Below are 23,387 nucleotides of genomic sequence, written 5' to 3'. Positions count from 1 at the left end.
TATGAGCAAGACGAAAGACGCCGGAGCAGAGTTGCTCGAAACGCTGAAGCGACAGGAAAAGCTGGCCGTGTTCCAGCATTTCAGTGAAGACGACGCCTTCGATCTCGGCTGCATGACCATGGCCATCGCCCGGACGCAGCACGCGCCCGTGGTCGTCGATATTCGCACGCCCAACCGCATTCTCTTTCATGCCAGCCTGCAGGGTTCGGCTGCAGACAACGACGAATGGGTGCGGCGCAAGAGCAATATCACCCTGCGCTTCAGTCAGTCCTCCCTGCTTTACGGCCAGTCGCTTGCGGAGAAGCAGCGCAGCGTCGGGCCGGACATCGGCCTCGATCTCATGGACTATGCGGCGCATGGCGGCAGTTTCCCGATCCGCCTCTCACGCGGCGGCCTGGTCGTCGCGGCGCTCACCGTTTCGGGCCTGCCGCAACGCGACGATCACCGCATGGCGGTGGAGGCGATCGCGGCCTATCTGAAGATCGATCTGCCGCAGATCTGAGACCCGTTCAAAGGCTCCGACGATATTCGCCGGGCGTCATCCGCGTGTCCTCGCGGAACACTTTGATGAATTGCTGGACGCTGCCGAAACCAACGGCGGCGGCCACTTCGGAAAGGCCAAGACGCGGTCCCGCCAGCAGCAGCTTCGCCTTGGCGAGCCGGCGACCGGTGACGAACTTCACCGGCGAGACGCCAAACGCCGATTTGAACGATCGGGAGAAATGGAAGCGGCTCAATCGCACGAGACCCGCCAGACGGTCGAGCGATACGTCTTCGGCCAGATGGGCGTCGATATATTCGGTGAGCATCTTCATCTGCATCCGATTGAGCCCGCCGCGGCGGAAGGAGACGTGACGCGTCTCCGCGACCATGAATTCGGCGATCTCCAGCGTGGCCAGCAGACCGAGCGTCTCGAGGTGCAGATTCGAGCCGCCTTCGATCAGATGCCGCTCGATCTTGCGCATCGTCGAGGCCAGGCGCTCGTCTTCGAAATAAACCTGCGGCTTGAAGGCGCTTTCCGAGAAGTCGCGCTCCAGTTCTTCGGCAATCAGCGCAGGTTCGAAATTGACGATGGTGAAGCTGTTTTTGCGGTTGACCGGCGCCGCCCAGCCGGAAAGCGAGTTTCCGCCCGGAATATAGGTCATCTTGTTGCGCAGATCGCGTCCGGAGATCGGCTCCAGTCCGTCGACATGCATTTCGCCTCTCTCGAGGACGAGATCATGGGCGGCGAAATAATGCGTCGCGCCGGTCCAGGTGAATTCATACTCGGTCGGCAGCATGATGCTGGTGTGCTGAAGCGCGAAGCCGCGCCAGTTGACCACACGCTCGAAGTCTGGCGTCGATTCGGGTTCGCGGAAATCGAGATCCAATATGTTTGCGTCTTGCATGTCACGGCTCTCCCGTGGCGAGGGTAATGACGATATCTTGCGCGAAACGTGTCGGCGCGCAAGGCAAATGACAAATGTCAAAGCAAAAGCCCGCCTTTCGGCGGGCTTTTTAACCTATTGAAAATAGGTGGGAATTTGGTGCCCAGAAGAGGACTCGAACCTCCACGCCTCGCGGCACAGGTACCTGAAACCTGCGCGTCTACCAATTCCGCCATCTGGGCGACGAGGGAGCGTGTAGCCGCGTGACCGTTTTGTGTCAACAGACAATTTGCAGAAATGTGCGCTGCGAAAAGGCGATCGAACCCGAGGGTCGAGATTTCCAGACTTCCGCGGCGCAAAAAAATTTTGCGTCCATGATCTGAAGCAAATGCTAAATGTCCGACGTGTGATATTTGGAACCAAGACGGGTACATTTGTGTTGCAAAGGCTGAGCGCAGGAAGAATATTCCCGCGAATAACAAGGGACGGCCAAACGTCTGGCGCAAGGGACACCTAGAAGCGGAACGCTTCACAATAAGAGAGGATCTGAAATGCCGAATTTGAGCAAATTCATCATCGCCGGCGTTCTCGCGCTGGCAGGAGCCGCTCCCGTGACGATCGCGGAAGCCCAGCCGTCCATGCAGCCGCTCCAGGTCGAAAAGACCACGGACGTCACCAAGGCGAGAGTGGTCTGCAATCGCTGGAATTGCCGCCGCGTCTATCGTCCCGGCCCGCGCGTCGTGATTCGGCCGCGTTATTATCGTCCGCGCACCGTCTATGTGGCGCCGCGGGTGATCGTGCGACCGGCTCCGCGGGTGATCGTCCGCACCGGCGGCAACGCCCATGTGCGCTGGTGCCTCAATCGCTATCAGTCCTACAATCCCGCGACCAACCGCTTCCTGGCCTATGACGGCTATTACAAGGTCTGCCGTTCGCCCTATCGCTGAGGCGCGGCTCAACACGACTGAGGGAGCGGCGCGCAAAACGCCGCTCTTTTTATTGGTCGCCCGTAGACGCCGACGTTGCGTTCTTGTCGGCGCGATCGGTGTGGCCGAGGTCGCGCTCGGGCTCGACAATGTCCCGGATCCTCTGCTTGAGTTCCTTGGGGCCGGGAAAGCCGCCGTCGCGCTTGCGCTCCCAGACGAGGTCTTCATCGACCCGGATCTCGAAATTTCCGCCTGTGCCCGGAATGAGCGCCACCTCGCCCAGGGTCTGGCCGAAGGTCTGCAAGAGCTCCTGCGCCATCCAGCCGGCCCGGAGAAGCCAGTTGCATTGGGTGCAGTAGAGAATGGTGATGCGAGGTTTTTCAGTCATGGCGCGGTGATACCATCACCCAAGCGCCCTTGCAAAGCCGCGGGCGGGCGCCGACATCTGCCGAAAATCAAGTTGGAGACGCCTGATGATCCTCACTGCCGCCAGCCGCGCCCTGGCCGATCTTTTCGCGCCGGAAATCCGGGGCGTGTTCTGGAAAGTGCTCGGCCTGACCATTCTGGCGCTCGCGGCGCTGTGGCTCGGCCTGCGGGAAGTCTTCATGGACGTGATCATGCCCTGGGTCGCGGCCTATCTGCCGGACCTGCCGTCCTGGGCTGGATGGCTGACCTTCGTCGCCGGTCTGCTGGCGGCGCTGGGGCTCGCCGCCGCGCTCGCCATGCTCATAGCGCCGATCAGCGCCATCGTCGCCGGCTTCTTCCTGGATGACGCCGCCGAGATCATCGAGAAGCGCGACTATCCCGGTGAAGCGCCAGGCGTGGCGCTGCCGCTCGGACAGTCTCTCTGGTCGTCGTTGCAGTTCTTTCTGGTCGTCGTCGCAGCAAACATCCTGGCGCTGTTCCTGCTGCTCGTGCCGGGCGTCAATCTGGTGATTTTCTTCGTCGTCAACGGCTATCTCATCGGCCGCGAATATTTCGAATTCGCCGCGTCGCGCCATCTCGGCGTAGAAGGCGCGCGTCAATTCCGAAAGAACAATCGCGGTTCGGTCATGATGGCCGGCCTGCTGGTCGCGCTGTTCCTATTCATCCCCATCCTCAATCTGCTGACGCCGCTGTTTGCCGCCGCCACGATGATCCATCTGCACAAGGCGCTCAGGGCAACATCGCCTGCGGTCCGCTGATTGCCTCAAAACACCTGCGGCGGCAGCTCCACGAGGGGAGCGGGCACATCCCAGCTCTTCTCGGGCGATTTGCAGATATCGGCGATCACGCATTTCTCGCATTCGGGTTTGCGCGCCTTGCAGCAATAGCGGCCATGCAGGATCAGCCAGTGATGGGCGTGGAAAAGATAGTGGTCGGGGATGATCGACAAGAATTTATCCTCGACCTCGTCGGGCGTCTTGCCCGGCGCGATCTTCAAGCGGTTGCCGATGCGGAAAATGTGGGTGTCGACGGCGAGCGAGGGTATGCCGAAGGCCATCGACAGCACCACATTGGCCGTCTTGCGGCCCACGCCCGGCAGCGTCACCAGTTCCTCCCGGGTGCGCGGCACCTGTCCGCCGAAATTGGCGACCAGCCTCTGGGACAACGCGATGACATTCTTCGCCTTGTTGCGGAAGAGGCCGATCGTCTTGATCGCCTCGCGCAGTCGCTCTTCGCCGAAGTCCAGCATCTTTTCCGGCGTGTCCACCAGCGGAAAGAGCGGGCGTGTGGCGCGGTTGACGCCGGCGTCGGTCGCCTGCGCCGATAGCGCCACCGCCACCAACAGCGTAAAGGCGTTGGTGTGATGGAGCTCGCCCTTCGGTTCGGGCCGCTGGATGGAAAAGCGACGGAAGATTTCCTCGATCTCCTCGGGCGCGTAGGGACAGCGGAATTTCTTCTTCCGCACGGGCTTTTTGTCGCTGGCCTGGCGGCGGCGGTCGTCTTGCTGTTTGTCATATTTGCCCTATAGTTTGCCCATGACTCTAGCCACTGTCGAAAGCGGGTTCAACGGGGAGCCGGCGGTGTTCACCGCCGAGCTCAAGCCGCATCGTTCTCTCGGCCCTATCGGTTTTCGGGTGTTGATGGGTCTGTCCGTAGCGGTGACGCTGATCAACGTGGTTTTTTTCCTTGCCACCAATGCGCTGCCGGTCGCCATGTTTTTCGGGCTGGACCTCGCGCTTCTCTACGGCGCTTTCTGGCTGAACTATCGGGCTGCGCGGGCCAGGGAGATCGTTCGGTTGAGCCGCAACCAACTCGATATCCACAAAGTCACCCCGGCCGGGTTCGTGCGCAAGAGCCAATACAACCCGTTCTGGGCGCGCTTCGATGTGGCGCGGCATGCAGAATTCGGCATTACCGACATGGCGGTCGTCGAGCGCGCCAGGCGCACGACGCTCGGCAAGTTCCTCGGCCCCGAAGAGCGCGATAGCTTCGCAAAGGCTTTCACCGCAGCGCTCGCCGACATCAAGCGCCGCGTCTGACCGCGTTTGCGCAAATCGGGTGGCGGCCTTCCTGCGCCCGTGCCACAACAGGGCGAGAGAGGATGAACCCATGACCATCGCCCCGCATTTTGATGCCGCCACCGCGCTCGACGTCACCCCGGAGGGAGACGACTACACGACCGTCTGCAGCGTCATCGCCCATTTGACCGATCACTACCGCGCCCAGCCGACGCTCGAAGATATCGGTCGCGCGATCGGCCGCGATCCGCAGGAATTACAGAAGACCTTTACCCGCTGGGCGGGGCTTTCCCCGAAGGCGTTCCTGCAGGCGGTCACCCTCGATCACGCCAAACGGCTCCTGGGCCAGGAGCGTCTGCCTCTGCTCGACGCCTCCTTCGAATTGGGGCTATCCGGCCCCGGTCGCCTGCATGATCTCTTCGTCACCCATGAGGCGATGTCGCCGGGCGAATGGAAGACGCAAGGACGCGGGCTTGAGATTCGCTACGGCTTCTTCCCCTCGCAGTTCGGCCGCGCTTTGCTGATGGCGACGGATCGCGGATTATGCGGCCTCGGCTTCTCCGACGCCGCCGGCGACGAGGCGGCGCTGTCGGATATGACGCAACGCTGGCCGGAGGCGCATTTCATCGCCGACGAGCCGGCGTTGTCGCCTTACGCCGCCCGTATCTTCGATCCGGCGCGCTGGCGAGCGGAAGAGCCGTTGCGCGTCGTCCTCATCGGCACCGATTTCCAGGTGCGGGTCTGGGAGCAATTGCTGGACATCCCGCTCGGCGGTCTCTCGACCTATTCCGACATCGCCTGCAAGATCGGCGCGCCAAAAGCTTCTCGCGCCGTCGGCGCCGCCGTTGGGCGCAATCCCGTTTCCTTCGTCGTGCCCTGCCATCGCGCCATCGGCAAATCCGGCGCGCTCACGGGTTATCACTGGGGATTGACCCGCAAGCGGGCGATGCTGGGCTGGGAAGCCGCCCAGCTCTGATCAGAGCGGGAATTCGACGCTGAAGGCGAAGCGCGCCGAGCCGCCCGGCTCGAGCGTCATCGTATAGGGCCGCGTCTCCAGCGCGTCGCCGTCGCCGACCATGGGCGCTGTGCCATGCCAGGGCTCGATGCAGAGGAAGGGTGCGCCGGGCTTGGTCCAGAGCGCGAGATTGGGCAGGTTCTCGAACCGGAATCTGAGGGTCGGCCCGCCCTCGGCGGCGTAGGTCAGCACGTCGCCTGCGCCTTCGGGGAACACCAGCGCATCGTCGGCAAACAGCGCGTGGTCGAGCACGAGATGGCCATCCTTGAAGGGCGAAGGGAAGAGACCAGGCTTGCGCAGCCCGCCATCGAGCGTCGATAGCCCCGGCTCTGCAGCATTTTCCAGGCTCACCATATGCGGCCTGCCCTCGGCGCCCGGCAGCGGCCAGACGAAGGCGGGATGGTAGCCGAGGCCGAATGGCATGGCCTCGTCGCCGAGATTGTCGACCACGGTCTCGACCGTCAGCGCATGGCCTTCCAGCGCATGGGTGAGCGATAGCCGGAAATCGAAGGGGTACACGGCGCGGGTGGCGGCGCTTGCCGTCAGTTCGTAGCGGCAAGCGGTCTCCGTTGCGTCCGCGAGCGTAAATTCGCTGCGGCGGGCGAAGCCATGCTGGTTCATCTCATAAGCCTTGCCGCCGATGCCGACCCGATTGTCGATCGCCTTGCCGACGATCGGGAAGAGGATCGGCGAGCGGCCGTTCCAATAAGCGGCGTCGCCGTTCCACAGCCAGTTGCGGCCGTCGCGGGACGTAACGCGCTGCATCTCCGCGCCGAGCGAGGACACCTCGATTGCGAGCGCATGATTTTCGATGCGGGTGAGGCTCGGCATAATGATCTCCTTCGGACGGAGCTTGAAACGAAAAGGCGGGCCGGAGCCCGCCTCGAAACCTTAGTGGGCGCCGGACATATCGCCCAGCACGTCCTTGGATTTGACGGTCGAATCCGCATTCAGTTTGTAGACCATCGGCACGCCGGTGGCGAGGTTGACGCCGAGGATCTTCTCGCGGTCGAGACGGTCGAGCACCATCAGCAGCGAACGCAGCGAGTTGCCATGCGCCGCCACCAGCACCGTCTTGCCCGAAAGCACCTGCGGCAGGATGTCGGTCATGTAATAGGGCCAGACGCGGGCGCCGGTGTCCTTCAGGCTTTCGCCGCCGGGAGGCGGAACGTCATAGGAGCGGCGCCAGATATGCACCTGCTCTTCGCCCCACTTGGCGCGGGCGTCGTCCTTGTTGAGGCCGGAGAGATCGCCATAATCGCGCTCGTTGAGCGCCTGGTCCTTGATCGTTTCGAGGCTGCTCTGGCCCACGCAATCCAGAATGATCTGGCAGGTGCGCTGCGCGCGGGTCAACGCCGACGTATAGGCCACGTCGAACTTGATGCCGGTGGCGGCAAGTGCTTCACCGCCAGCCGTGGCTTCGCTGACGCCGAGCTCGGTCAGGTCGGGGTCGCGCCAGCCGGTGAAAAGGTTCTTCAGGTTCCATTCGCTCTGGCCGTGACGGACGAGCACCAAAGTTCCGCTCATGGGATTCCTCTCTTCGATGTTTATAAATCAATCCAGCCCGAGCACGTCGAGCATGTCGTAAAGTCCGGGCTTCTTGTCATAAGCCCATTCGGCGGCCTTCAGCGCACCCTTGGCGAACAGCGACCGGTCGCCGGCGCGGTGAGACAGCGTCACCATTTCTGAATCGCTGGCCAGGATGACGGAGTGATCGCCGATGACCCCGCCGCCGCGCAGTGTGGCGAAGCCGATCGATCCGGCTTCACGCGGGCCGGTATGGCCGTCGCGCACCTTCACCGCGTTGGCGAGCAGGTCGATCCCGCGGCCCTTGGCGGCTTCTGCGCCGAGCAGCAGGGCGGTGCCCGAGGGCGCGTCGACTTTCTTGTTGTGGTGCATTTCCAGCACCTCGATATCCCAGTCGGCGGCGGCCAGCGCGGCCGCGGCGCGGCGCACCAACACGCCCAGAAGATTGACGCCGAGGCTCATATTGCCGGATTTGACGATGCGGGCATGGCGGCTGGCGGCGCGGATCTTGTCCTCGTCTTCTTCCGAACAGCCGGTCGTGCCGATCACATGCACGATGCGCGCCTGCGCGGCCAGCGCTGCAAATTCGATCGTCGAGGCCGGCGTGGTGAAGTCGATGACGGCATGCGCATCGAGAAAAGCCTTTAGCGGATCATTGGTCACGGGCACGCCGATCGGGCCGATGCCGGCGATTTCGCCTGCGTCCTTGCCGGTGGCGCTGGAGCCTTCGCGCTCGATCGCGGCATGCAGCTTGAGGCCCGGCGTCGACTGCACGGCGCGAATGATCGTCTGCCCCATCCGGCCGGCGGCGCCCGCCACCACGACCAGCTTCATATTGGTATTCGTCTCGGTCATCATTCTATCCCTGCCGCGATCCGCGGCTCGTCTCGTCTTCCCTGCAGCCGGTTGAGGCGAGCGTAGAGACCGCCTTCTTCCTTCGCAAGCATTTCATGCGTGCCCTGTTCCGCGATATGGCCGTCTTCCATGACGATGATCTTGTCGGCGCCGGCGATGGTCGACAGCCGGTGGGCGATCACCACGACAGTGCGGCCCTTCATGGCGTTGTCGAAGGCTTTCTGGACGGCGGCTTCCGATTCATTGTCGAGCGCCGAAGTCGCCTCGTCGAGCAACAGGATCGGCGCGTTCCTAACCAGCGCGCGGGCGATCGACAGGCGCTGGCGCTGGCCGCCGGAGAGATTGGCGCCGTTTTCGCCCACCGGCGTGTCATATCCCCTGGGCAGGGCGCTGATGAAATCATGCGCGTAAGCCAGCCGCGCCGCTTCCTCGATCTCGGCGTCGGTGGCGTCGGGCCGGCCATAGCGGATATTGTCGCGGATCGTGCCTTCGAACAGCAGCGCCGCCTGCGACACATAAGCGAGCTTTTCCCGCAGAGACTGTTTGGTCACATAACGGAGATCTTGGCCGTCGATCAGGATGCGTCCCGCGCGCGGATCGTAAAAGCGCGGAATGAGACTGATGATGGTGGACTTGCCGGCGCCGGAGGGCCCGGCGAAGGCGGTGGTCCGGCCGCCGTCCGCGGTGAAGGACACGCCATGCAGGATCTCTTCGTCGCCATAGCCGAAGACGACATTCTCGAATTCGATCCGTCCCTCGGTGACGGTGAGCGGCTTGGCGTCCGGCTCCTCGCGCATCGGGATCGGCGTGTCCAGGATGTCGTAGATCATCTTGGCGTTGACGTAGGCGCGCTCCATTTGCACCTGCACCCGGATCAGCCGCCGCGCGGGATCATATGCGAGCAGCAGCGAGGTGATGAAGGCGATGAAGGCGCCCGGCAACTGGCCCTGATAGATTGACTGATAGGCGGCGTAACCGATGACCAGCGACACCGCCGCCCCGGCGAAGGAATCCGTCAGCGGCGAGGTGCGTTCCGACAGGCGGGCGATACGGTTGCTGCGCCCCTCCGCCATCTCGATCAATCGGAAAACCCGTTGGCGCAACTGGTCTTCCATGGTGAAGGCCTTGACGATGGCCAGCCCCTGGATCGTCTCCTGCATGGCGCCGATCACATGCGCGTTGAATTCCACCGCTTCCTTGGAGGCGACGCGCAGCTTCTTGGCGATGGCGCGCATGGCGAGAAATAGCGGAGGCGCTGCGGCGAAGAACACCATCGACAGCAGCGGATCCTTGGAGATCATCACGCCGACCAGGGCCACGAAGGTTAGCGCATCGCGCGCGATCGACGTGATGGTGAGGTTGAGCGTGTCGCGGATGCCGTTGACGTTCTGCGCGACCGTCGCCGACAGACGCGACGAGCGGGATTCCGAGAAATAGCCGATGTCCAGCGCCATCATATGGCTGAACAGGCGCTTCTGGTACCGCGCCACGATGGAATTGCCGATTTTCTGCAGCGCGACCGCCTGCCCATAGGATGCGAGACCTTTGAGCGCGAAGGCGACGAAGATCGCCAGGCAGATGATCCAGACGAGATCGGCGCGCTTGTTCTCGAAAGTCTCGTTGATGACCGATTCCATGATCCAGGCGGTGAAGGCCGTCGAGCCCGCCACCGTGACCAGGCAGGCGATTGCGAAGGCGTAGCCGGCGATGTGATCACGCGCGTTCTCCGCGAAGACGCGCTTGATCACCGGGAAGATCTTCGCCCTGTCCACCGTCTGGTTCGGCTTTTTTCGCTCAACGCTTTTTATCCTCGCCTGATGCGTCCGGGGCTATAGCCCCGGCGCGGGCGCTTGAACAGTCATTTCCGCCAGCGACGACCGGCGGTGGACACGCCGAAGCGCTCGGGCGCGCGGGCATAGGCCGAGAGGCCGGCCAATGCGGCAAGCGGATGCGTCACCACATAGGTCGGGATCGAGCCGAGCAACGCCTGATGCGGCGCCTTGTCTTCGAAGGCGGCGCGGAATTCGGGCTTTTCGAGCGCCGGCAGGATCTTCTGAGGAATGCCGCCCGAGAGATAGACGCCGCCGCGCGCCATGAAGATCATCGCCATGTCGCCGGCCACGCGGCCGAGATAGGTCACGAACAGCGACAGCGCTTCCGACGCCGCCTTGTTGTCGCCGGCCAGGCCATGGGTCGAGATGTCGGCGGGATCGGTGAAGATCGGCTCCTGGCCATCGGCGATGCAGATGGCGCGGTAGAGATTGACGAGGCCGCGGCCGCATAGGATCTGCTCGGCGGAGATACGACCGTCCAGCTCTTCGACATGCGGGAAGATCTGGTAATCGCGCTTGCTGCGCGGCCCGAGATCGACATGTCCGCCTTCGCCGGGCACGGGGATCCAGGCGTCGAGCGCATGCACGAGGCCGCCGACGCCGAGGCCGGTGCCGGGACCGAGCACGACTTTGGAATGACCCTCGAGCGGCTCGCCCGGCCCGAGCTTGACCTGATCGTCGCCGCCGAGCGTGGAGACCGCCAGCGCCTGCGCCTCGAAATCGTTGACGACCATGACATCGACGAAGCCGAGTTCGGATATCATCGCCTTGGGACGAACCACCCAAGGGCAATTGGTCAGCGGAATTTCATCGCCGTTGATCGGTCCCGCCACCGCGAGGATCGCCGAGCGCGGCGCAGCCAAGGCCTCGGGCAACACCCCTGACGGATCGCGTCGTCGATCGTGTCATATTTGGCGGTTTGCAGGATCGGGAAGACCTGCGGCTCGGCGGCGGCGTCCGTCAGCAGCATGAAGCGCGCATTCGTGCCGCCGATGTCCCCCACCAGAATAGGGAAGGGGAATGTTCGTCTTGTCTCGCCATGAAGTGTCCGCCTGGAAATTATGCCTTGTCGAAGCAGGTGATGAGAAGCTCTGCCGTGGCGCGGTTCAGCGCCATCGGTATGTCATAGACCGTGGCGAGCCGTGTCAAGGCTTTGACATCCACATCATGCGGCATGGAGGTGAGGGGGTCCGTGAAGAACAGCAGCATCTCGACCTTGCCTTCGGCGATCATCGCGCCGATCTGCTGGTCGCCGCCGAGCGGGCCGCTCTTCAGGCGCTGGACCGCGAGCGTCGGACATGCGTCGAGAATCCGACCTCCGGTCGTCCCGGTCGCCACGATGTCGAACCGCATGAGTTCGGCCTGATGCTCGCTGGCGAAAGCGGCCATGTCGTCTTTTTTCTGGTCATGCGCGATGAGCGCTATGGTTTTGCGAACCGTCATCGGCCTCTCCCTGTCCGAGCCTGAGCCTATATCGGATTTGTCCATGAGTTCAAAAAGGAATTTCAATCGATTTGAGAAGAGCAAAGTCGAGCAGGAGAAAATTTCCGTGGCCAAGGGCGAAAATGCCGGACGGATCGGCTAAACAAGGGCAAATCAGTTTCCGACCAGCGAGGATCGCCATGAGCATGATCGACACCGTCCTGTCCAAAGCCGACGCCAATCTCGATTCCAGCCTCGAGAAAATGTTTGCTCTGTGCCGCATCAAGTCGATCTCGACCGATCCGGCCTATAAAGACGAGTGCGCGGCGGCCGCCCAATGGCTGGTCGACGATCTCAAGGCGCTCGGCTTCGAGGCCTCCGTGCGCGCCACACCCGGCCATCCGATGGTCGTCGCCCATCATGCCGGCGCGCGGGAAGATGCGCCGCACGTGCTGTTTTATGGTCACTACGACGTTCAGCCGGTCGATCCCGTCAATCTCTGGGAAACCGATCCGTTCCAGCCCCAGATTCGCGAGCTCAACGGCCGCAAGGTGATTTCGGGTCGCGGAACCTCCGACGACAAGGGCCAGCTTCTGACCTTCGTCGAAGCCTGCCGCGCCTATAAGGAGGCGCATGGCGCGCTGCCGGTGAAGGTGAGCATCCTGTTCGAAGGCGAAGAGGAATCCGGTTCGCCCTCGCTCAAGCCCTTCCTCGAAGCCAACGCCACTGAGCTCAAGGCGGATTTTGCGCTCGTCTGCGACACCAATATGTGGGATAGCCAGACGCCGGCCATCTCCGCCGGCCTGCGCGGCCTCGTGGGCGAGGAGATCGTGGTCAAGGCCGCGGATCGCGATCTGCATTCGGGCTATTTCGGCGGCGCGGCCGCCAACCCGATCCATATTCTCGCCGACATCCTCGCCGGCCTGCACGACGAGACCGGCAAGGTCACGCTGCCCGGATTCTATGATGGCGTCGAGGAGACGCCCGATCACGTCAAGGCCATGTGGGAAACCCTGGGCATGACGTCGGACAAGTTCCTCGGCGAAATCGGTCTCTCCGTCCCCTCGGGCGAAAAGGGCCGCAGCGTCATGGAGCTCACCTGGGCGCGGCCGACGGCCGAGGTCAACGGCATCACCGGCGGCTATACCGGCGAGGGCTTCAAGACCGTCATCGCGGCCCAGGCCTCCGCCAAGGTCTCCTTCCGCCTCGTCGGCAAGCAGGATCCGGACAAGATCCGCGACAGCTTCCGCGCCTTCGTGAAGTCCAAGATCCCGGCTGATTGCTCCGTCGAGTTCCATCAGCATGGCGGCTCGCCCGCCATTCAGCTGCCCTATGATTCGCAGATGCTCAACAAGGCGCGCGAGGCGCTGACGGCGGAATGGGAAAAGCCCGCCGTGATGATCGGCATGGGCGGCTCCATCCCGATCGTCGGCGATTTCCAGCGCATGCTCGGCATGGAATCGCTGCTGGCCGGATTCGGCCTGTCGGACGACCGCATTCATTCGCCGAACGAAAAATATGAGCTGCGCTCCTTCCACAAGGGCATTCGCTCCTGGATCCGCATCATGGCGGCGCTGGCCGCCTGAGCGACCGACATTGCACCGTCTTGAAACATCGTCGCCGCGATCGCGAGGTCGGGGCGGCGGCATGCTTTCGGCGGCAAAGCTCTCGCTGAGCCCGAGAGTTAACGACCCGTTAAATCGCCACATTTAAAGTTCAGGCCGTCGACAACGACACGGGCAAGCGAAACATCGGATCTGATGGCGGGAAAATCTAGAAACGGCACACGAATCGAACCTTCCTTCGAGGGGGCTCACGCGCACGTCGCGACGACGAGCTGCGCGCCGATCCCCGCGAGAGGGGAGGGCGTGCGCCGGTGAAGAAGCGGACGAAAACCGTGCGCGGACGCTCCCGTTCATCCGGCGGCGGCTTTTTCGGGCTGATCCGCAGGGCGATCTATTGGTCGCTGGTTCTCTGCCTCTGGGGCGGCATCGCCGCCGCCGGCGTGCTGATCTATTACGGCTCACGAATGCCCAACGCCGAAAGCTGGGCCATGCCGGACCGGCCGCCAAACATCAAGATCGTCGACGTCAACGGCGAACTGCTCGCCAATCGCGGTTCGACGGGCGGCGAGGCCATCCCCCTCGAAGCCATGTCTCCCTATATTCCCGAGGCGGTGATCGCGATCGAGGATCGGCGCTTCTATTCGCATTTCGGCTTCGATCCGATCGGTTTCTCCCGCGCCATGGCGCGCAACATCATGTCGGGGCGGATGGTGCAGGGGGCTCGACCATCACCCAGCAGCTCGCCAAGAACATGTTCCTGACGCCGGACCGGACGCTGGAGCGCAAGGTGCAGGAAGTGCTGCTCGCCTTCTGGCTCGAGAGCAAATACACCAAGGACCAGATCCTTGCGATGTATCTCAACCGCGTGTTCTTCGGCTCGAATTCCTATGGCGTAGAGGCGGCCTCGCGCCGCTACTTCAACAAATCCGCCCGGGATGTGAATCTCACCGAAGCGGCGATCCTCGCGGCTCTGCTCAAGGCGCCTTCCGCGCTGTCGCCGGCCAAGAATCCCAAGGGCGCCATGGAGCGCGCCAGGCTCGTGCTCGCTGCGATGGAAGAGCAAGGCTATATCAGCGCCGACGACATGAAGATGGCCACCAGCCAGCAGCCGCCCAAGGCCAAGAGCTACTGGTCCGGCGCCGAGCATTACGCCGCCGACATGGTGATGGACGAACTGCCTGCATTGATCGGCGACGTGAAAGAGGACGTCGTCGTCGACACCACGCTCGACCGGACGCTGGAGCGCGCTGCGGAAAAAGCGGTGCAGGCGGCGCTTTCCAAGGATGGCAAACGGCTGGGCGTCTCCCAGGGCGCGCTGGTGTCGATCGACGGCGCCGGCGCAATTCGCGCCGTGGTCGGCGGCCGCGACTACGCCAGAAGCCAATTCAACCGCGCCTTCAAGGCCAAGCGTCAACCAGGTTCCGCCTTCAAGCCCTTCGTCTACGCTGCAGCCCTCGAGCGCGGCCTGACGCCGGCCTCCGTTCTCAACGACGCGCCTGTTCGCATCGGAAAATGGACGCCTGAGAATTACGACAACAAATATCGTGGGCCTGTGTCTCTCGCAAACGCGCTCGCCAACTCGCTCAACACCATCGCAGCACAACTGGTGATGACGGCGGGGCCGGCCAATGTCGTGAAATTCGCCCATCGCATGGGCATCGAGTCCGATATCCAGGACAACGCCTCCATTGCGCTCGGCACATCGGAAGTGTCGCTGGTCGAATTGACCGCCTCCTACGCGCCCTTCATGAACGGCGGCTACAAGGCGACGCCGCACCTCATCCGTCGCATCACCACGGCCTCCGGCAGGGTGCTTTACGAGAACAAGTACGAGACGCCGCCCAAGGTGTTGTCGCCGCAGATCGCCGCCGAAATGAACATGATGATGGCGGGCGTCATCACCAAGGGCACGGGCAAGAAGGCGAAACTCGCCGGATGGCAGGCGGCCGGAAAAACCGGCACGACGCAGTCCTTCCGCGACGCGCTGTTCGTGGGCTACACCTCTAATCTCGCCACCGGCGTCTGGTTCGGCAATGACGACGGCGCCTCGATGAAGAAGGTCACGGGCGGCGGCCTGCCGGCCGAGGTCTGGAGCCAGTTCATGACCGCCGCCCATCAGGGGCTCAAGCCCGAGCCGCTGCCGGGCATCGGCGGCGATTCCTCCGACCTCATTGCTTCGACCGGCGGCGACGAGCAGCGCCGCGACAGCCTGTTCGACATGATCAGTCATGCCCTGGGCGGGGCCGATGGCGAGCAGCAGCAGCAGCCGGGCGGTCGGCGGCAGGTCGACCCGCAGGGATTGCCGACGCAAGACATAGAACAGGTCATCCGCCAGGAACGCAACGACGCCGATCCGGGCCTGACGCCGCCCATGGATGTCGGTGAAAACGCCGGCGGCCAGCCCCAGCGACGCGCCAATTCGACGCTGCTAGACGTCATCATGCAACAATAGCCGCGGCCGCATGCGCGACCTTGCCTAAAGCTCCGCGCAAGCTCGCGGGGGAGCTTGCCTAACCGCCGTGATTTTCTGGCTTCTTTGCAGGAAAATTGGTTTGGCGAGCCTGTGTGGACGCCTTGCACAGGCAAAAATGCCTCCTTATATACCCCGCATACAAGGAGCTCCGGCTCCGAAAAATTCGCAAATGTACCCATCCAAACGGGGGTTGCGAGGGAACGCCGCCTGAAGGGTCCCTGCAGCCTGCTACAAGGAGAGAAGTGAAAATGGCAAAAGTTATCGGTATCGACCTCGGAACCACCAATTCCTGCGTCGCCATCATGGATGGCAAGGATGCAAAGGTGATCGAAAACTCCGAAGGCGCCCGCACCACCCCGTCGATGGTGGCCTTTACGGAAGAAGGCGAGCGTCTCGTCGGTCAGCCTGCCAAGCGCCAGGCGGTCACCAACCCTGAAAACACCGTCTTCGCCGTGAAGCGCCTCATCGGCCGCCGTCACGACGATCCGACCGTGGAAAAGGACAAGGGCCTCGTTCCCTACAAGATCATCAAGGCCGGCAATGGCGACGCATGGGTCGAGAGCCGCGGCACGGGCTACTCGCCCTCGCAGGTCTCCGCCATGATCCTTCAGAAGATGAAGGAAACCGCCGAAGCCTATCTCGGCGAGAAGGTCGAAAAGGCCGTCATCACCGTTCCGGCCTACTTCAACGACGCCCAGCGTCAGGCCACCAAGGACGCCGGCAAGATCGCCGGTCTCGAAGTCCTGCGCATCATCAACGAACCGACGGCGGCCGCGCTCGCTTACGGCCTCGACAAGAATGAAGGCAAGACCATCGCCGTCTACGACTTGGGCGGCGGCACCTTCGATATCTCCGTCCTCGAAATCGGCGACGGCGTGTTCGAGGTGAAGTCCACCAATGGCGACACCTTCCTGGGCGGTGAAGACTTCGACATGCGTCTGGTCGAATATCTCGCGACCGAGTTCAAGAAGGAGCAGGGCATCGAGCTCAAGAACGACAAGCTCGCCCTGCAGCGCCTCAAGGAAGCCGCCGAAAAGGCCAAGATCGAACTGTCGTCCTCGCAGCAGACCGAAATCAACCTGCCGTTCATCACGGCGGACGCCACCGGTCCGAAGCACCTGACCATGAAGCTGACCCGCGCCAAGTTCGAAAGCCTGGTCGACGATCTCGTGCAGCGCACGGTCGCGCCGTGCAAGGCTGCGCTCAAGGACGCCGGCGTTTCGGCTGCCGAGATCGACGAGGTCGTGCTCGTCGGCGGCATGAGCCGCATGCCCAAGGTGCAGGAAATCGTCAAGCAGCTGTTCGGCAAGGAGCCGCACAAGGGCGTCAATCCGGATGAAGTCGTGGCCATGGGCGCGGCCATCCAGGCCGGCGTTCTCCAGGGCGACGTCAAGGACGTGCTGCTGCTCGACGTGACCCCGCTGTCGCTCGGCATCGAAACCCTCGGCGGCGTCTTCACCCGTCTGATCGATCGCAACACGACGATCCCGACCAAGAAGAGCCAGGTCTTCTCGACTGCCGAAGACGGCCAGCAGGCCGTGACGATCCGCGTCTATCAGGGCGAGCGCGAAATGGCGGGCGACAACAAGATGCTCGGCCAGTTCGACCTCGTCGGCATTCCGCCGGCGCCGCGCGGCGTGCCGCAGATCGAAGTCACCTTCGATATCGACGCCAACGGCATCGTGCAGGTTTCGGCCAAGGACAAGGGCACCGGCAAGGAGCACCAGATCCGCATCCAGGCTTCCGGCGGTCTGTCCGACGCCGACATCGAAAAGATGGTCAAGGACGCCGAAGCCAATGCCGAGGCCGACAAGAAGCGTCGCGAGGGCGTCGAGGCGAAGAACCAGGCCGAAAGCCTTGTTCATTCGACCGAGAAGTCCCTCAAGGACTATGGCGACAAGGTGACCGAAGCCGACCGCGGCGCGATCCAGGCCGCTATCGAGGCTCTGAAGTCTTCGATCGAAGGCGCGGATATCGATCCTGAAGACGTCAAGGCCAAGACCCAGAACCTTCTGGAAGTGTCCATGAAGCTCGGTCAGGCGATGTATGAGGCCCAGCAGGCCGAAGGCGGCGCCGGCGACGGCGCCGAAAAGGACGACGACGGCATTGTCGACGCGGATTATGAGGATGTCAGCGACGACAAGAAGAAGTCGGCCTGAACCTGAAATGCCGGCCTGCAAGCCCAGCTTGCAGGCCTCTTCAAATCCGCTTCCCTTCGGGTCGGGCCCGATCGGAGGCGGTTCCTCAATCCACGTGGTGATGCGCGGCTAGCGCGCATGGTTTTCAAACATGGCAAAAGCTGATTTTTACGAGACGCTCGGCGTGAGCAAGACGGCGGACGAGAAGGAGCTGAAAAGCGCCTTCCGCAAGCTCGCGATGAAGTGGCATCCCGACAAAAATCCGGGCGATGCGGCCGCCGAGAAGAAGTTCAAGGAAATCAACGAGGCATACGAAACCCTCAAGGATCCGCAGAAGCGTTCCGCCTATGACCGCTTCGGTCACGCGGCATTCGAGCAGGGCGGCGGCGGCGGTCCGGGCGCAGGCTTCGGCGCGGGCGCCGGAGGCTTCTCCGACATCTTCGAGGATATCTTCGGGGAAATGATGGGCGGCGGGCGACGTCGCGGCGCCGGCGGCGGCGCTCAGGGCCGCGAGCGTGGCGACGACCTCCGCTACAATATGGAAATTTCGCTCGAGGAAGCCTTCGCGGGCAAGGTGGCGCAGGTTCGCGTGCCGACCTCCATCACCTGCGACGTCTGCACCGGCACCGGCGCCAAGCCCGGCACAAAGCCGACGACCTGCGGCACCTGCCACGGCTCCGGCCGGGTCCGGGCGACGCAAGGCTTCTTCTCGATCGAACGGACCTGCCCGACCTGTCACGGCCGCGGCCAGACCATCAGCGATCCCTGCACCAAGTGTCACGGCCAGGGCCGCGTCACGGAAGAGCGCTCGCTGCAGGTCAACATTCCGGCCGGCATCGAAGACGGCACCCGCATTCGCCTGCAGGGCGAGGGCGAGGCCGGATTGCGCGGCGGGCCCGCCGGCGATCTCTATATCTTCATGTCGGTCAAGCCGCATTCCTTCTACAAACGCGACGGCGCCGACCTCTATTGCATGGTCACCATTCCCATGGCGACGGCGGCGCTCGGCGGCAAATTCGAGATCTCGACGCTCGACGGCACCAAGTCGCGCGTCACTGTTCCCGAGGGCACGCCGACCGGCAAGCAGTTCCGCCTGAAGGGCAAGGGCATGCCGGTTTTGCGCTCGCACCAGACCGGCGATCTCTATGTGCAGATCGTGGTGGAGACGCCGCAGAAGCTGACCAAGCGCCAGCGGGAGCTTCTGGAGGAATTCCAGAAGATCTCGTCCAAGGAAAACAATCCGGAATCCACGGGCTTCTTCGCCAAGATGAAGGATTTCTTCGACACGCTGAGCGACTGACGTCGCAGCGATTTTCGAAAAGGATGCGGCGGGCCGTCAACGGCCCGCCGTTTTCATTTGGGAGCGGCATGGAGCCGCGCGAGCTCCATCAGCTCCGCCATGGCCTGATCCTTAGCTGCCTGCGGCGTCAGATTGTGATCGGCGTCAGGAATCATCACCAGCTTCACGTTCGGAAAGGCCGCAAGCTTTTCGCCATTGTCGCCGAAATGCTTGCGCAGGGCCTCGACGCCCACATCCCCTTCGCTATAGGCGAGAATCGCCGAAGTGTCGCGCAGGGCGTAGGTGCGGAACATCTCGACGGTCTCGTGATGCACGGGGCCGGCCGAATCGATGAAGCGCAACACAGGCTTCAGCTTCGCCAGCAGGCGCCTGTAGAGCGCCAATGAGATGTTGCGCGCCGCCGCGGGCACGTCGATATCGCCCTTCATGAGGCGCTTGAACGTATCGACCCTTGCGAGCCTCTGGCCGTAATCATCCAGGCTGCGGGGCACGAAAGTCAGCGCGCCGTCCACCGGTTTGGTCGGGTCCCAGTAATAGGTATAGGGATTGACGGCCATGAAGGCGCTGACGCGCGGATCGGCATGGGCCGTTCTCAAGGCGACATAGGCGCCGCTGCACCGTCCGGACAGGATCAGCGGTCCCGCGCCCAATCGCGCTTCGAGAACATCGATCGCCTGGCGCGCATCGACAATCTGGTCCGGAGAATAGAGGACCTGCGGCGCGGCGCCCGAAACCGGCGGGCTGTCCCCGACATTGGCGGCGTCATAGCGCAGCGAGGCTATGCCGGCTTTCGCGAGACTCCGCGACAGGTCCGTCCCGCTTCGGCCCCAGCCCGAGGCGCGATCATAGGCGGTGCTGAGAATGAGCGCGCGAAGTCCGTTCGGTGCATCCACGGGCTCGCAGAGGATTCCGTGCAGCCGCTCGCCGTCGCCGAAACGTACGCCCGTCTCGACATAGTCGTCCGTATTGACAGTATCGGCGCCGGCCGGTCGGGCACTGCGTGTCTGTGTCGGCCCCGTCTTGTCGAGCGCCCAATCCACAATGCGCGTGATCGTCTGAAGCGGCATGACCTGGATGGTCGGGTTGGCGACCAGCGTCTCATAACCGGTGAATGGTTCGACATCGGCGAACGCGCCTTGCTGGCGGAGCGCCTCGGCGAGCTGCGCTTCCGCGCCGGACGAAGGCTTAGAGAGCAAGAGATAGTGCGGAGCCGTCGCTTTCGGCGCCAAGCCGAAATTTATCGCTTTCAACGCTGTCGCGATCGCCTCCGGCAATTTGAAGCCGGCGATACTCACATGGACCTTGTCGCGTTGATCTTCGCGAAGGCCGAGAGCCTGATCCACCGCCGTCGACATCAGAGCCGTTTCCCGGAGGTAGAGTCTGCCGCTCAGCATCGGCGCCAGCATCACGATCGCGCCGATCTCGCCGAGCCGATCGGCCGTCTTTTGGGCAAGCGCCGCGCCGGGACCTTGGCCGATCAGTATGAGGCGGTCGAGCCCGGTGAGCGCCCTGAGTTTCGCCGCGGCGGCGATAATCGAAGCCTCCCAGGCCTCCATGCCTTCATGATCTGCCAGGTCACGGGAATCGCCTGTGCCCGGATAGTCGAACCGCAGGCTGGGCAGGCCGGCTTCGGAAAGGTCTTCGGCGAGAATACGGTAGAATTTGCGGCTGCAGAGTTCTTCGAACCCCCAGGGCGAGAGCAGAAGGACTGCGGCGTCACGCCGGGCGACACCTTCGGCTTCCGGCTGGTAGAGCCCCGCATTGCCCTCGAAGGCCACGGCGTGGGCTGCCTGACGGCCTGCGCCGGGAGCTTCCAAGGCGAGGCTAGGCTGCGGCGACGACGCATCCAATGTGCGCGGCGCCACCCAGCGCACGATTTTGCCGGCGGCTTTTCCCGCTTTTCCCGGCGCGCGGCCCGCGAGCGCGCGCAGCATTGCGCCGTCTTCCCTCGGGATCGCCCGCGTCAATCTGAGGGCGACGGGATAGACGACGAAGCCGATCGCGATGGCGAGCACGAGACCCGTGATGCCCGGAACGAAATCGGAGACGACATAAGCCACGCCGCCCACCAGAGCCGAGGCGATCGTCACCTTGGCGAGCACGCTGTAAAGACCGTGGAGGTTCTTGCCGAAGCCGGTCATCCGGATCATCGCCATGCACATCAGGGTGAAGGCCGCGAGGCGAGCGATGGCCGCGCCTTCGCCTCCGAAAGCGGGAACGGCGACGAAGCAGCCGACAACGATCACCACGCTGCCGATCAGGCCCGCAAACAAGCGGCTCTTCATCATGTCGAGCGAAAAGAGATATTGGGTGAGGATCTGCATCATCACATAGGCCGGAGCCGACAGCGCGATCAGCGCCACCATCGGACCGGCCGGCGCGAATTCCTCGCCGAACACCGACGTTACCAGCGGGGTTGCGACCCCGGCCAAGCCGAGGCTCATCGGCAAGGTGAGGTAGAACAGGGCGCGAATGACGGATGTGAAGACATCGGCGTTCATCTGTTGGCCGTTGTTCGACTGGCGTTGGGCGGCGTAATAGGGCAACAGGCTTCCCGTCAGCTGCACCGGAAGCTGTAGCGCCAGATTGGCGAGCGACAGGCTGACGGCGTAAAAGCCGACCATCTTCACGTCCCAGAACTGCTGCAGGAACAGGATCTCGATCCGGTTGAGAAACACCGAGTCGATCACATAGCCGGCCGACAAAGCCAGCGACGACGACACCAGGAATTTGGCCGGCGTGTCGCAGAAGTCGCGGCGCTCGAACATCAGCGTCAATGTGTAGAGAAACATGACCGCTTGGCCGGCCGCATAACCGAGCAGCGCGCCCTCGACGCCGTGAAAGACCGCGCCGGCCGCCACCGTGGTCAACTGAACCACCGACGCGATGGCGGTAAGCTTGAAAAAGGCTCCGAGCCTTTGTTCGCCGATCAGGTAATTCTTGGTGAAGGCCCCGATCGACTGAAGCACGAACAGACCGCCGGTCAGCAGCGCGACCTCGGGCCCCGTGTCGATCCAGTGAAGCTCCTCCGAGCCGAGGAATATCACGCCGTAGAGCGCGGCCAGCACCACCGTGGAAATGAGCGTCGGGGTGAGCAAAGGGCGGCGAAGCCGCGCCGCCGCTTTTCGTCATAGCCCTCGACCTTGAGTTTGGGCAGCATGCGCATCAGCAGCACGCCCGTGCCGAGCTCGGCGACGAGAGCGCCGGTGGTGGCGAACCATAGCGAGAAGGCGATCACGCCATTGGCTTCCGGGCCGAGCAGGCGCGCGGCGACGATCGAGCAGACAAAACCGGTGACAAGCAGCAGCATACCCGCCGCGGCATTGAGCATCGAGTTCGCCATGATGTTTTTAGACATGCGTCAGCCTTGTATTCCGTGTCTGCTCGCGTGGTCTATGCGCTAGAGCTGAAATTTTGGTCAATGCATGAGGTTTGCAGGCTCGCACGCGCAGACTTTACCCCATCTTAAGCGGGCCTGTCTTAAGTCAGAGTCAAGAAACCCTTAGGAAAAGTCGAGACCTTGAAGATCGTTCTCCTCGTCACCTCACCCGGCGATCTCATGTGCGGCGTCGCGGATTACACGGAGAAATTGGCGCAGGCGTTTTTCGATATCGGCGCGGAGGCGGTGATCGAACGCCCGCGCAGATGGTCGGCCGGCGAGATCGCCAGAATTCGACGCCGACACCACGGGCATGGGGCCGCGTTGCATCTGCAATATCCTTCGCTCACCATGGGAAACTCCCTCGCTCCCGCCATGTTGCCCGTCATAGAGCCCGATGTTTACGTGACGCTCCACGAGTTTCGCCTCTTCAGCCTGCCGCGCAAACTGATCTTCCTGCCTTACGCGTTGAAAGCCCGGACCATCCTGTTTTCCAACGAAGCCGAGCGCGATGGTTTCCACAGCGCCTTTCCTTTCGGTCATGCGCCTCTCCACGTGCTGCCGATCGGCAACAACATCCTCAAAGTCGATGAAGTCGTGGAGCAACGCGAACGGCTCGTCTATTTCGGGCAGATTTCCCGCAACAAGGGCATCGAGATCTTTTTCGACACCGTCGCCGATCTTAAACGCAAGGTGGCGCCGATCGACGTTCGGATGATCGGGGCGATGGTCGAGGACGACGGCGAATTCCGGGCCATGGTCGAGGATCGGAGCCGCGATCTGGGCGTCACGCTTCGTCTCAATCTGCCTCCCGACGACGTGTCCCGGGAGTTGCTCGCCGCGAGCATCGCGCTCCTGCCGTTCCCGGACGGCGTCTCCGACAAGAGAGGGTCGGCGCTCGCATGCCTCGACCATGGCGTCACACTCCTGACGACGCAGTCCGACAAAACGCCGGCTTGGCTGAGGCAAACGACGCTGGCCATTGCCGACGCCGCCGACGCGTCGGGCGTCGTCGATCGGCTTCTGTCGGGCCAGATGGAGCGTCAGCCTGCCCCCGACATTCTGGCGCGGGAACTGAAGGCGAGAGATTGGCGCGAAATCGCGCGCGCGCATCTTGAGCTCTACGAACGGACCATGCGCTGAG

The 23,387-nt window shown here is 63.1% G+C and carries 20 protein-coding genes, 1 tRNA gene and 2 pseudogenes; 10 read left to right on the top strand and 13 right to left on the bottom strand.

The genetic code is table 11. The features are described 5' to 3' along the window. The first annotated feature begins 1 nt into the window (after position 1). Complete coding sequence (locus H2O14_RS09435; RefSeq protein ID WP_182827444.1) at positions 2 to 502, top strand: heme-degrading domain-containing protein; 501 nt, start codon at positions 2 to 4, stop codon at positions 500 to 502. Between the two features lie 7 nt (positions 503 to 509). Here the strand turns inward: H2O14_RS09435 and H2O14_RS09430 are convergent, their stop codons facing one another. Next, on the bottom strand, positions 510 to 1,388 hold the full coding sequence (locus tag H2O14_RS09430) for a helix-turn-helix domain-containing protein (protein WP_182827443.1): 879 nt from the start codon (positions 1,386 to 1,388) through the stop codon (positions 510 to 512). Positions 1,389 to 1,524: 136 nt separating this feature from the next. Further along, a tRNA-Leu gene (locus tag H2O14_RS09425) sits at positions 1,525 to 1,609 on the bottom strand. Positions 1,610 to 1,918: 309 nt separating this feature from the next. On the opposite strand from H2O14_RS09425, the gene H2O14_RS09420 reads away from it, so the two are divergent. Beyond that, positions 1,919 to 2,314, top strand: coding sequence for a BA14K family protein (locus H2O14_RS09420; protein WP_182827442.1), 396 nt, complete (start codon positions 1,919 to 1,921; stop codon positions 2,312 to 2,314). A gap of 49 nt (positions 2,315 to 2,363) precedes the next feature. On the opposite strand, the gene H2O14_RS09415 is transcribed toward H2O14_RS09420, so the two are convergent. Next, complete coding sequence (locus H2O14_RS09415; protein ID WP_182827441.1) at positions 2,364 to 2,681, bottom strand: SelT/SelW/SelH family protein; 318 nt, start codon at positions 2,679 to 2,681, stop codon at positions 2,364 to 2,366. 85 nt (positions 2,682 to 2,766) lie between these two features. Here H2O14_RS09415 and H2O14_RS09410 point away from each other — a divergent pair, with 85 nt between their 5' ends. Further along, on the top strand, positions 2,767 to 3,477 hold the full coding sequence (locus H2O14_RS09410; RefSeq protein ID WP_182827440.1) for a sulfate transporter family protein: 711 nt from the start codon (positions 2,767 to 2,769) through the stop codon (positions 3,475 to 3,477). A 5-nt stretch (positions 3,478 to 3,482) separates the two neighbouring features. On the opposite strand, the gene nth is transcribed toward H2O14_RS09410, so the two are convergent. After that, entirely contained in the window at positions 3,483 to 4,184 is a 702-nt protein-coding gene (gene nth, locus H2O14_RS09405) for an endonuclease III (protein WP_182827439.1), read from the bottom strand. A 70-nt stretch (positions 4,185 to 4,254) separates the two neighbouring features. On the opposite strand from nth, the gene H2O14_RS09400 reads away from it, so the two are divergent. Together H2O14_RS09400 and H2O14_RS09395 are read left to right on the top strand one after the other, a co-directional pair. Then, entirely contained in the window at positions 4,255 to 4,758 is a 504-nt protein-coding gene (locus H2O14_RS09400) for a DUF2244 domain-containing protein (RefSeq protein ID WP_182827438.1), read from the top strand. 70 nt (positions 4,759 to 4,828) lie between these two features. Continuing rightward, positions 4,829 to 5,713 carry a bifunctional helix-turn-helix domain-containing protein/methylated-DNA--[protein]-cysteine S-methyltransferase gene (locus H2O14_RS09395; protein ID WP_182827437.1) on the top strand — a complete coding sequence of 295 codons (885 nt, stop codon included), beginning with the start codon at positions 4,829 to 4,831 and terminating at the stop codon, positions 5,711 to 5,713. Here H2O14_RS09395 and H2O14_RS09390 read toward each other — a convergent pair whose 3' ends face one another. The 7 genes and pseudogenes from H2O14_RS09390 to H2O14_RS09360 all read right to left on the bottom strand — a co-directional run bounded on the left by H2O14_RS09390 (position 5,714) and on the right by H2O14_RS09360 (position 11,605). Next, on the bottom strand, positions 5,714 to 6,583 hold the full coding sequence (locus tag H2O14_RS09390) for an aldose 1-epimerase family protein (protein ID WP_182827436.1): 870 nt from the start codon (positions 6,581 to 6,583) through the stop codon (positions 5,714 to 5,716). It lies immediately after the preceding gene. Positions 6,584 to 6,643: 60 nt separating this feature from the next. Next, complete coding sequence (locus H2O14_RS09385; RefSeq protein ID WP_182827435.1) at positions 6,644 to 7,279, bottom strand: 2,3-bisphosphoglycerate-dependent phosphoglycerate mutase; 636 nt, start codon at positions 7,277 to 7,279, stop codon at positions 6,644 to 6,646. A 27-nt stretch (positions 7,280 to 7,306) separates the two neighbouring features. Further along, positions 7,307 to 8,134, bottom strand: a complete 828-nt coding sequence (dapB, locus tag H2O14_RS09380) for a 4-hydroxy-tetrahydrodipicolinate reductase (protein ID WP_246697342.1) — start codon at positions 8,132 to 8,134, stop codon at positions 7,307 to 7,309. Beyond that, positions 8,134 to 9,906 carry an ABC transporter ATP-binding protein gene (locus H2O14_RS09375; RefSeq protein ID WP_409526913.1) on the bottom strand — a complete coding sequence of 591 codons (1,773 nt, stop codon included), beginning with the start codon at positions 9,904 to 9,906 and terminating at the stop codon, positions 8,134 to 8,136. The genes dapB and H2O14_RS09375 overlap by 1 nt, the downstream gene beginning before the upstream one ends. 86 nt (positions 9,907 to 9,992) lie before the next feature. Then, positions 9,993 to 10,936, bottom strand: a pseudogene (locus H2O14_RS09370) (glucokinase). Between the two features lie 89 nt (positions 10,937 to 11,025). Continuing rightward, complete coding sequence (locus tag H2O14_RS09365; RefSeq protein ID WP_182827434.1) at positions 11,026 to 11,409, bottom strand: methylglyoxal synthase; 384 nt, start codon at positions 11,407 to 11,409, stop codon at positions 11,026 to 11,028. A 49-nt stretch (positions 11,410 to 11,458) separates the two neighbouring features. Continuing rightward, positions 11,459 to 11,605 carry a hypothetical protein gene (locus H2O14_RS09360; protein WP_182829473.1) on the bottom strand — a complete coding sequence of 49 codons (147 nt, stop codon included), beginning with the start codon at positions 11,603 to 11,605 and terminating at the stop codon, positions 11,459 to 11,461. Between H2O14_RS09360 and H2O14_RS09355 the strand changes: the two genes are divergently transcribed. The 4 genes and pseudogenes from H2O14_RS09355 (at position 11,589) to dnaJ (ending at position 18,864) form a co-directional block, all read left to right on the top strand. Further along, positions 11,589 to 12,974, top strand: coding sequence for a dipeptidase (locus H2O14_RS09355; protein ID WP_182827433.1), 1,386 nt, complete (start codon positions 11,589 to 11,591; stop codon positions 12,972 to 12,974). The two genes, H2O14_RS09360 and H2O14_RS09355, sit on opposite strands and share 17 nt — an antisense overlap. A 174-nt stretch (positions 12,975 to 13,148) precedes the next feature. Then, positions 13,149 to 15,405, top strand: a pseudogene (locus H2O14_RS09350) (transglycosylase domain-containing protein). A 269-nt stretch (positions 15,406 to 15,674) separates the two neighbouring features. Then, positions 15,675 to 17,585: a molecular chaperone DnaK gene (gene dnaK, locus H2O14_RS09345; RefSeq protein ID WP_182827432.1), complete on the top strand. Its 1,911-nt coding sequence runs from the start codon at positions 15,675 to 15,677 to the stop codon at positions 17,583 to 17,585. 130 nt (positions 17,586 to 17,715) lie between these two features. Next, positions 17,716 to 18,864, top strand: a complete 1,149-nt coding sequence (dnaJ, locus tag H2O14_RS09340; RefSeq protein WP_182827431.1) for a molecular chaperone DnaJ — start codon at positions 17,716 to 17,718, stop codon at positions 18,862 to 18,864. Between the two features lie 53 nt (positions 18,865 to 18,917). On the opposite strand, the gene H2O14_RS09335 is transcribed toward dnaJ, so the two are convergent. Together H2O14_RS09335 and H2O14_RS27315 are read right to left on the bottom strand one after the other, a co-directional pair. Next, positions 18,918 to 21,962: a polysaccharide biosynthesis C-terminal domain-containing protein gene (locus tag H2O14_RS09335; protein WP_246697341.1), complete on the bottom strand. Its 3,045-nt coding sequence runs from the start codon at positions 21,960 to 21,962 to the stop codon at positions 18,918 to 18,920. Beyond that, complete coding sequence (locus H2O14_RS27315; protein WP_246697340.1) at positions 21,908 to 22,222, bottom strand: hypothetical protein; 315 nt, start codon at positions 22,220 to 22,222, stop codon at positions 21,908 to 21,910. The genes H2O14_RS09335 and H2O14_RS27315 overlap by 55 nt, the downstream gene beginning before the upstream one ends. Positions 22,223 to 22,384: 162 nt before the next feature. Between H2O14_RS27315 and H2O14_RS09330 the strand changes: the two genes are divergently transcribed. After that, positions 22,385 to 23,386 carry a hypothetical protein gene (locus H2O14_RS09330; protein ID WP_182827430.1) on the top strand — a complete coding sequence of 334 codons (1,002 nt, stop codon included), beginning with the start codon at positions 22,385 to 22,387 and terminating at the stop codon, positions 23,384 to 23,386. Position 23,387 lies beyond the last annotated feature (1 nt).

Source organism: Rhizobium sp. G21, assembly GCF_014158035.1.
In the GTDB taxonomy this organism is placed as follows: Bacteria; Pseudomonadota; Alphaproteobacteria; order Rhizobiales; family Rhizobiaceae; genus Rhizobium_E.
This window is presented reverse-complemented; position numbering and strand designations above follow the sequence as displayed.

Excerpts from the sequence above, each read along its gene's own strand:
- H2O14_RS09390 (WP_182827436.1), bottom strand. The coding sequence starts at position 6,583 with ATGCCGAGCCTCACCCGCATCGAAAATCATGCGCTCGCAATCGAGGTG.
- H2O14_RS09385 (WP_182827435.1), bottom strand. The coding sequence starts at position 7,279 with ATGAGCGGAACTTTGGTGCTCGTCCGTCACGGCCAGAGCGAATGGAAC.
- H2O14_RS27315 (WP_246697340.1), bottom strand. The coding sequence starts at position 22,222 with ATGTCTAAAAACATCATGGCGAACTCGATGCTCAATGCCGCGGCGGGT.
- dapB (WP_246697342.1), bottom strand. The coding sequence starts at position 8,134 with ATGACCGAGACGAATACCAATATGAAGCTGGTCGTGGTGGCGGGCGCC.
- H2O14_RS09395 (WP_182827437.1), top strand. The coding sequence starts at position 4,829 with ATGACCATCGCCCCGCATTTTGATGCCGCCACCGCGCTCGACGTCACC.
- H2O14_RS09355 (WP_182827433.1), top strand. The coding sequence starts at position 11,589 with ATGAGCATGATCGACACCGTCCTGTCCAAAGCCGACGCCAATCTCGAT.
- dnaK (WP_182827432.1), top strand. The coding sequence starts at position 15,675 with ATGGCAAAAGTTATCGGTATCGACCTCGGAACCACCAATTCCTGCGTC.
- H2O14_RS09400 (WP_182827438.1), top strand. The coding sequence starts at position 4,255 with ATGACTCTAGCCACTGTCGAAAGCGGGTTCAACGGGGAGCCGGCGGTG.
- H2O14_RS09410 (WP_182827440.1), top strand. The coding sequence starts at position 2,767 with ATGATCCTCACTGCCGCCAGCCGCGCCCTGGCCGATCTTTTCGCGCCG.
- H2O14_RS09430 (WP_182827443.1), bottom strand. The coding sequence starts at position 1,388 with ATGCAAGACGCAAACATATTGGATCTCGATTTCCGCGAACCCGAATCG.
- dnaJ (WP_182827431.1), top strand. The coding sequence starts at position 17,716 with ATGGCAAAAGCTGATTTTTACGAGACGCTCGGCGTGAGCAAGACGGCG.
- H2O14_RS09415 (WP_182827441.1), bottom strand. The coding sequence starts at position 2,681 with ATGACTGAAAAACCTCGCATCACCATTCTCTACTGCACCCAATGCAAC.
- H2O14_RS09435 (WP_182827444.1), top strand. The coding sequence starts at position 2 with ATGAGCAAGACGAAAGACGCCGGAGCAGAGTTGCTCGAAACGCTGAAG.
- H2O14_RS09420 (WP_182827442.1), top strand. The coding sequence starts at position 1,919 with ATGCCGAATTTGAGCAAATTCATCATCGCCGGCGTTCTCGCGCTGGCA.
- H2O14_RS09365 (WP_182827434.1), bottom strand. The coding sequence starts at position 11,409 with ATGACGGTTCGCAAAACCATAGCGCTCATCGCGCATGACCAGAAAAAA.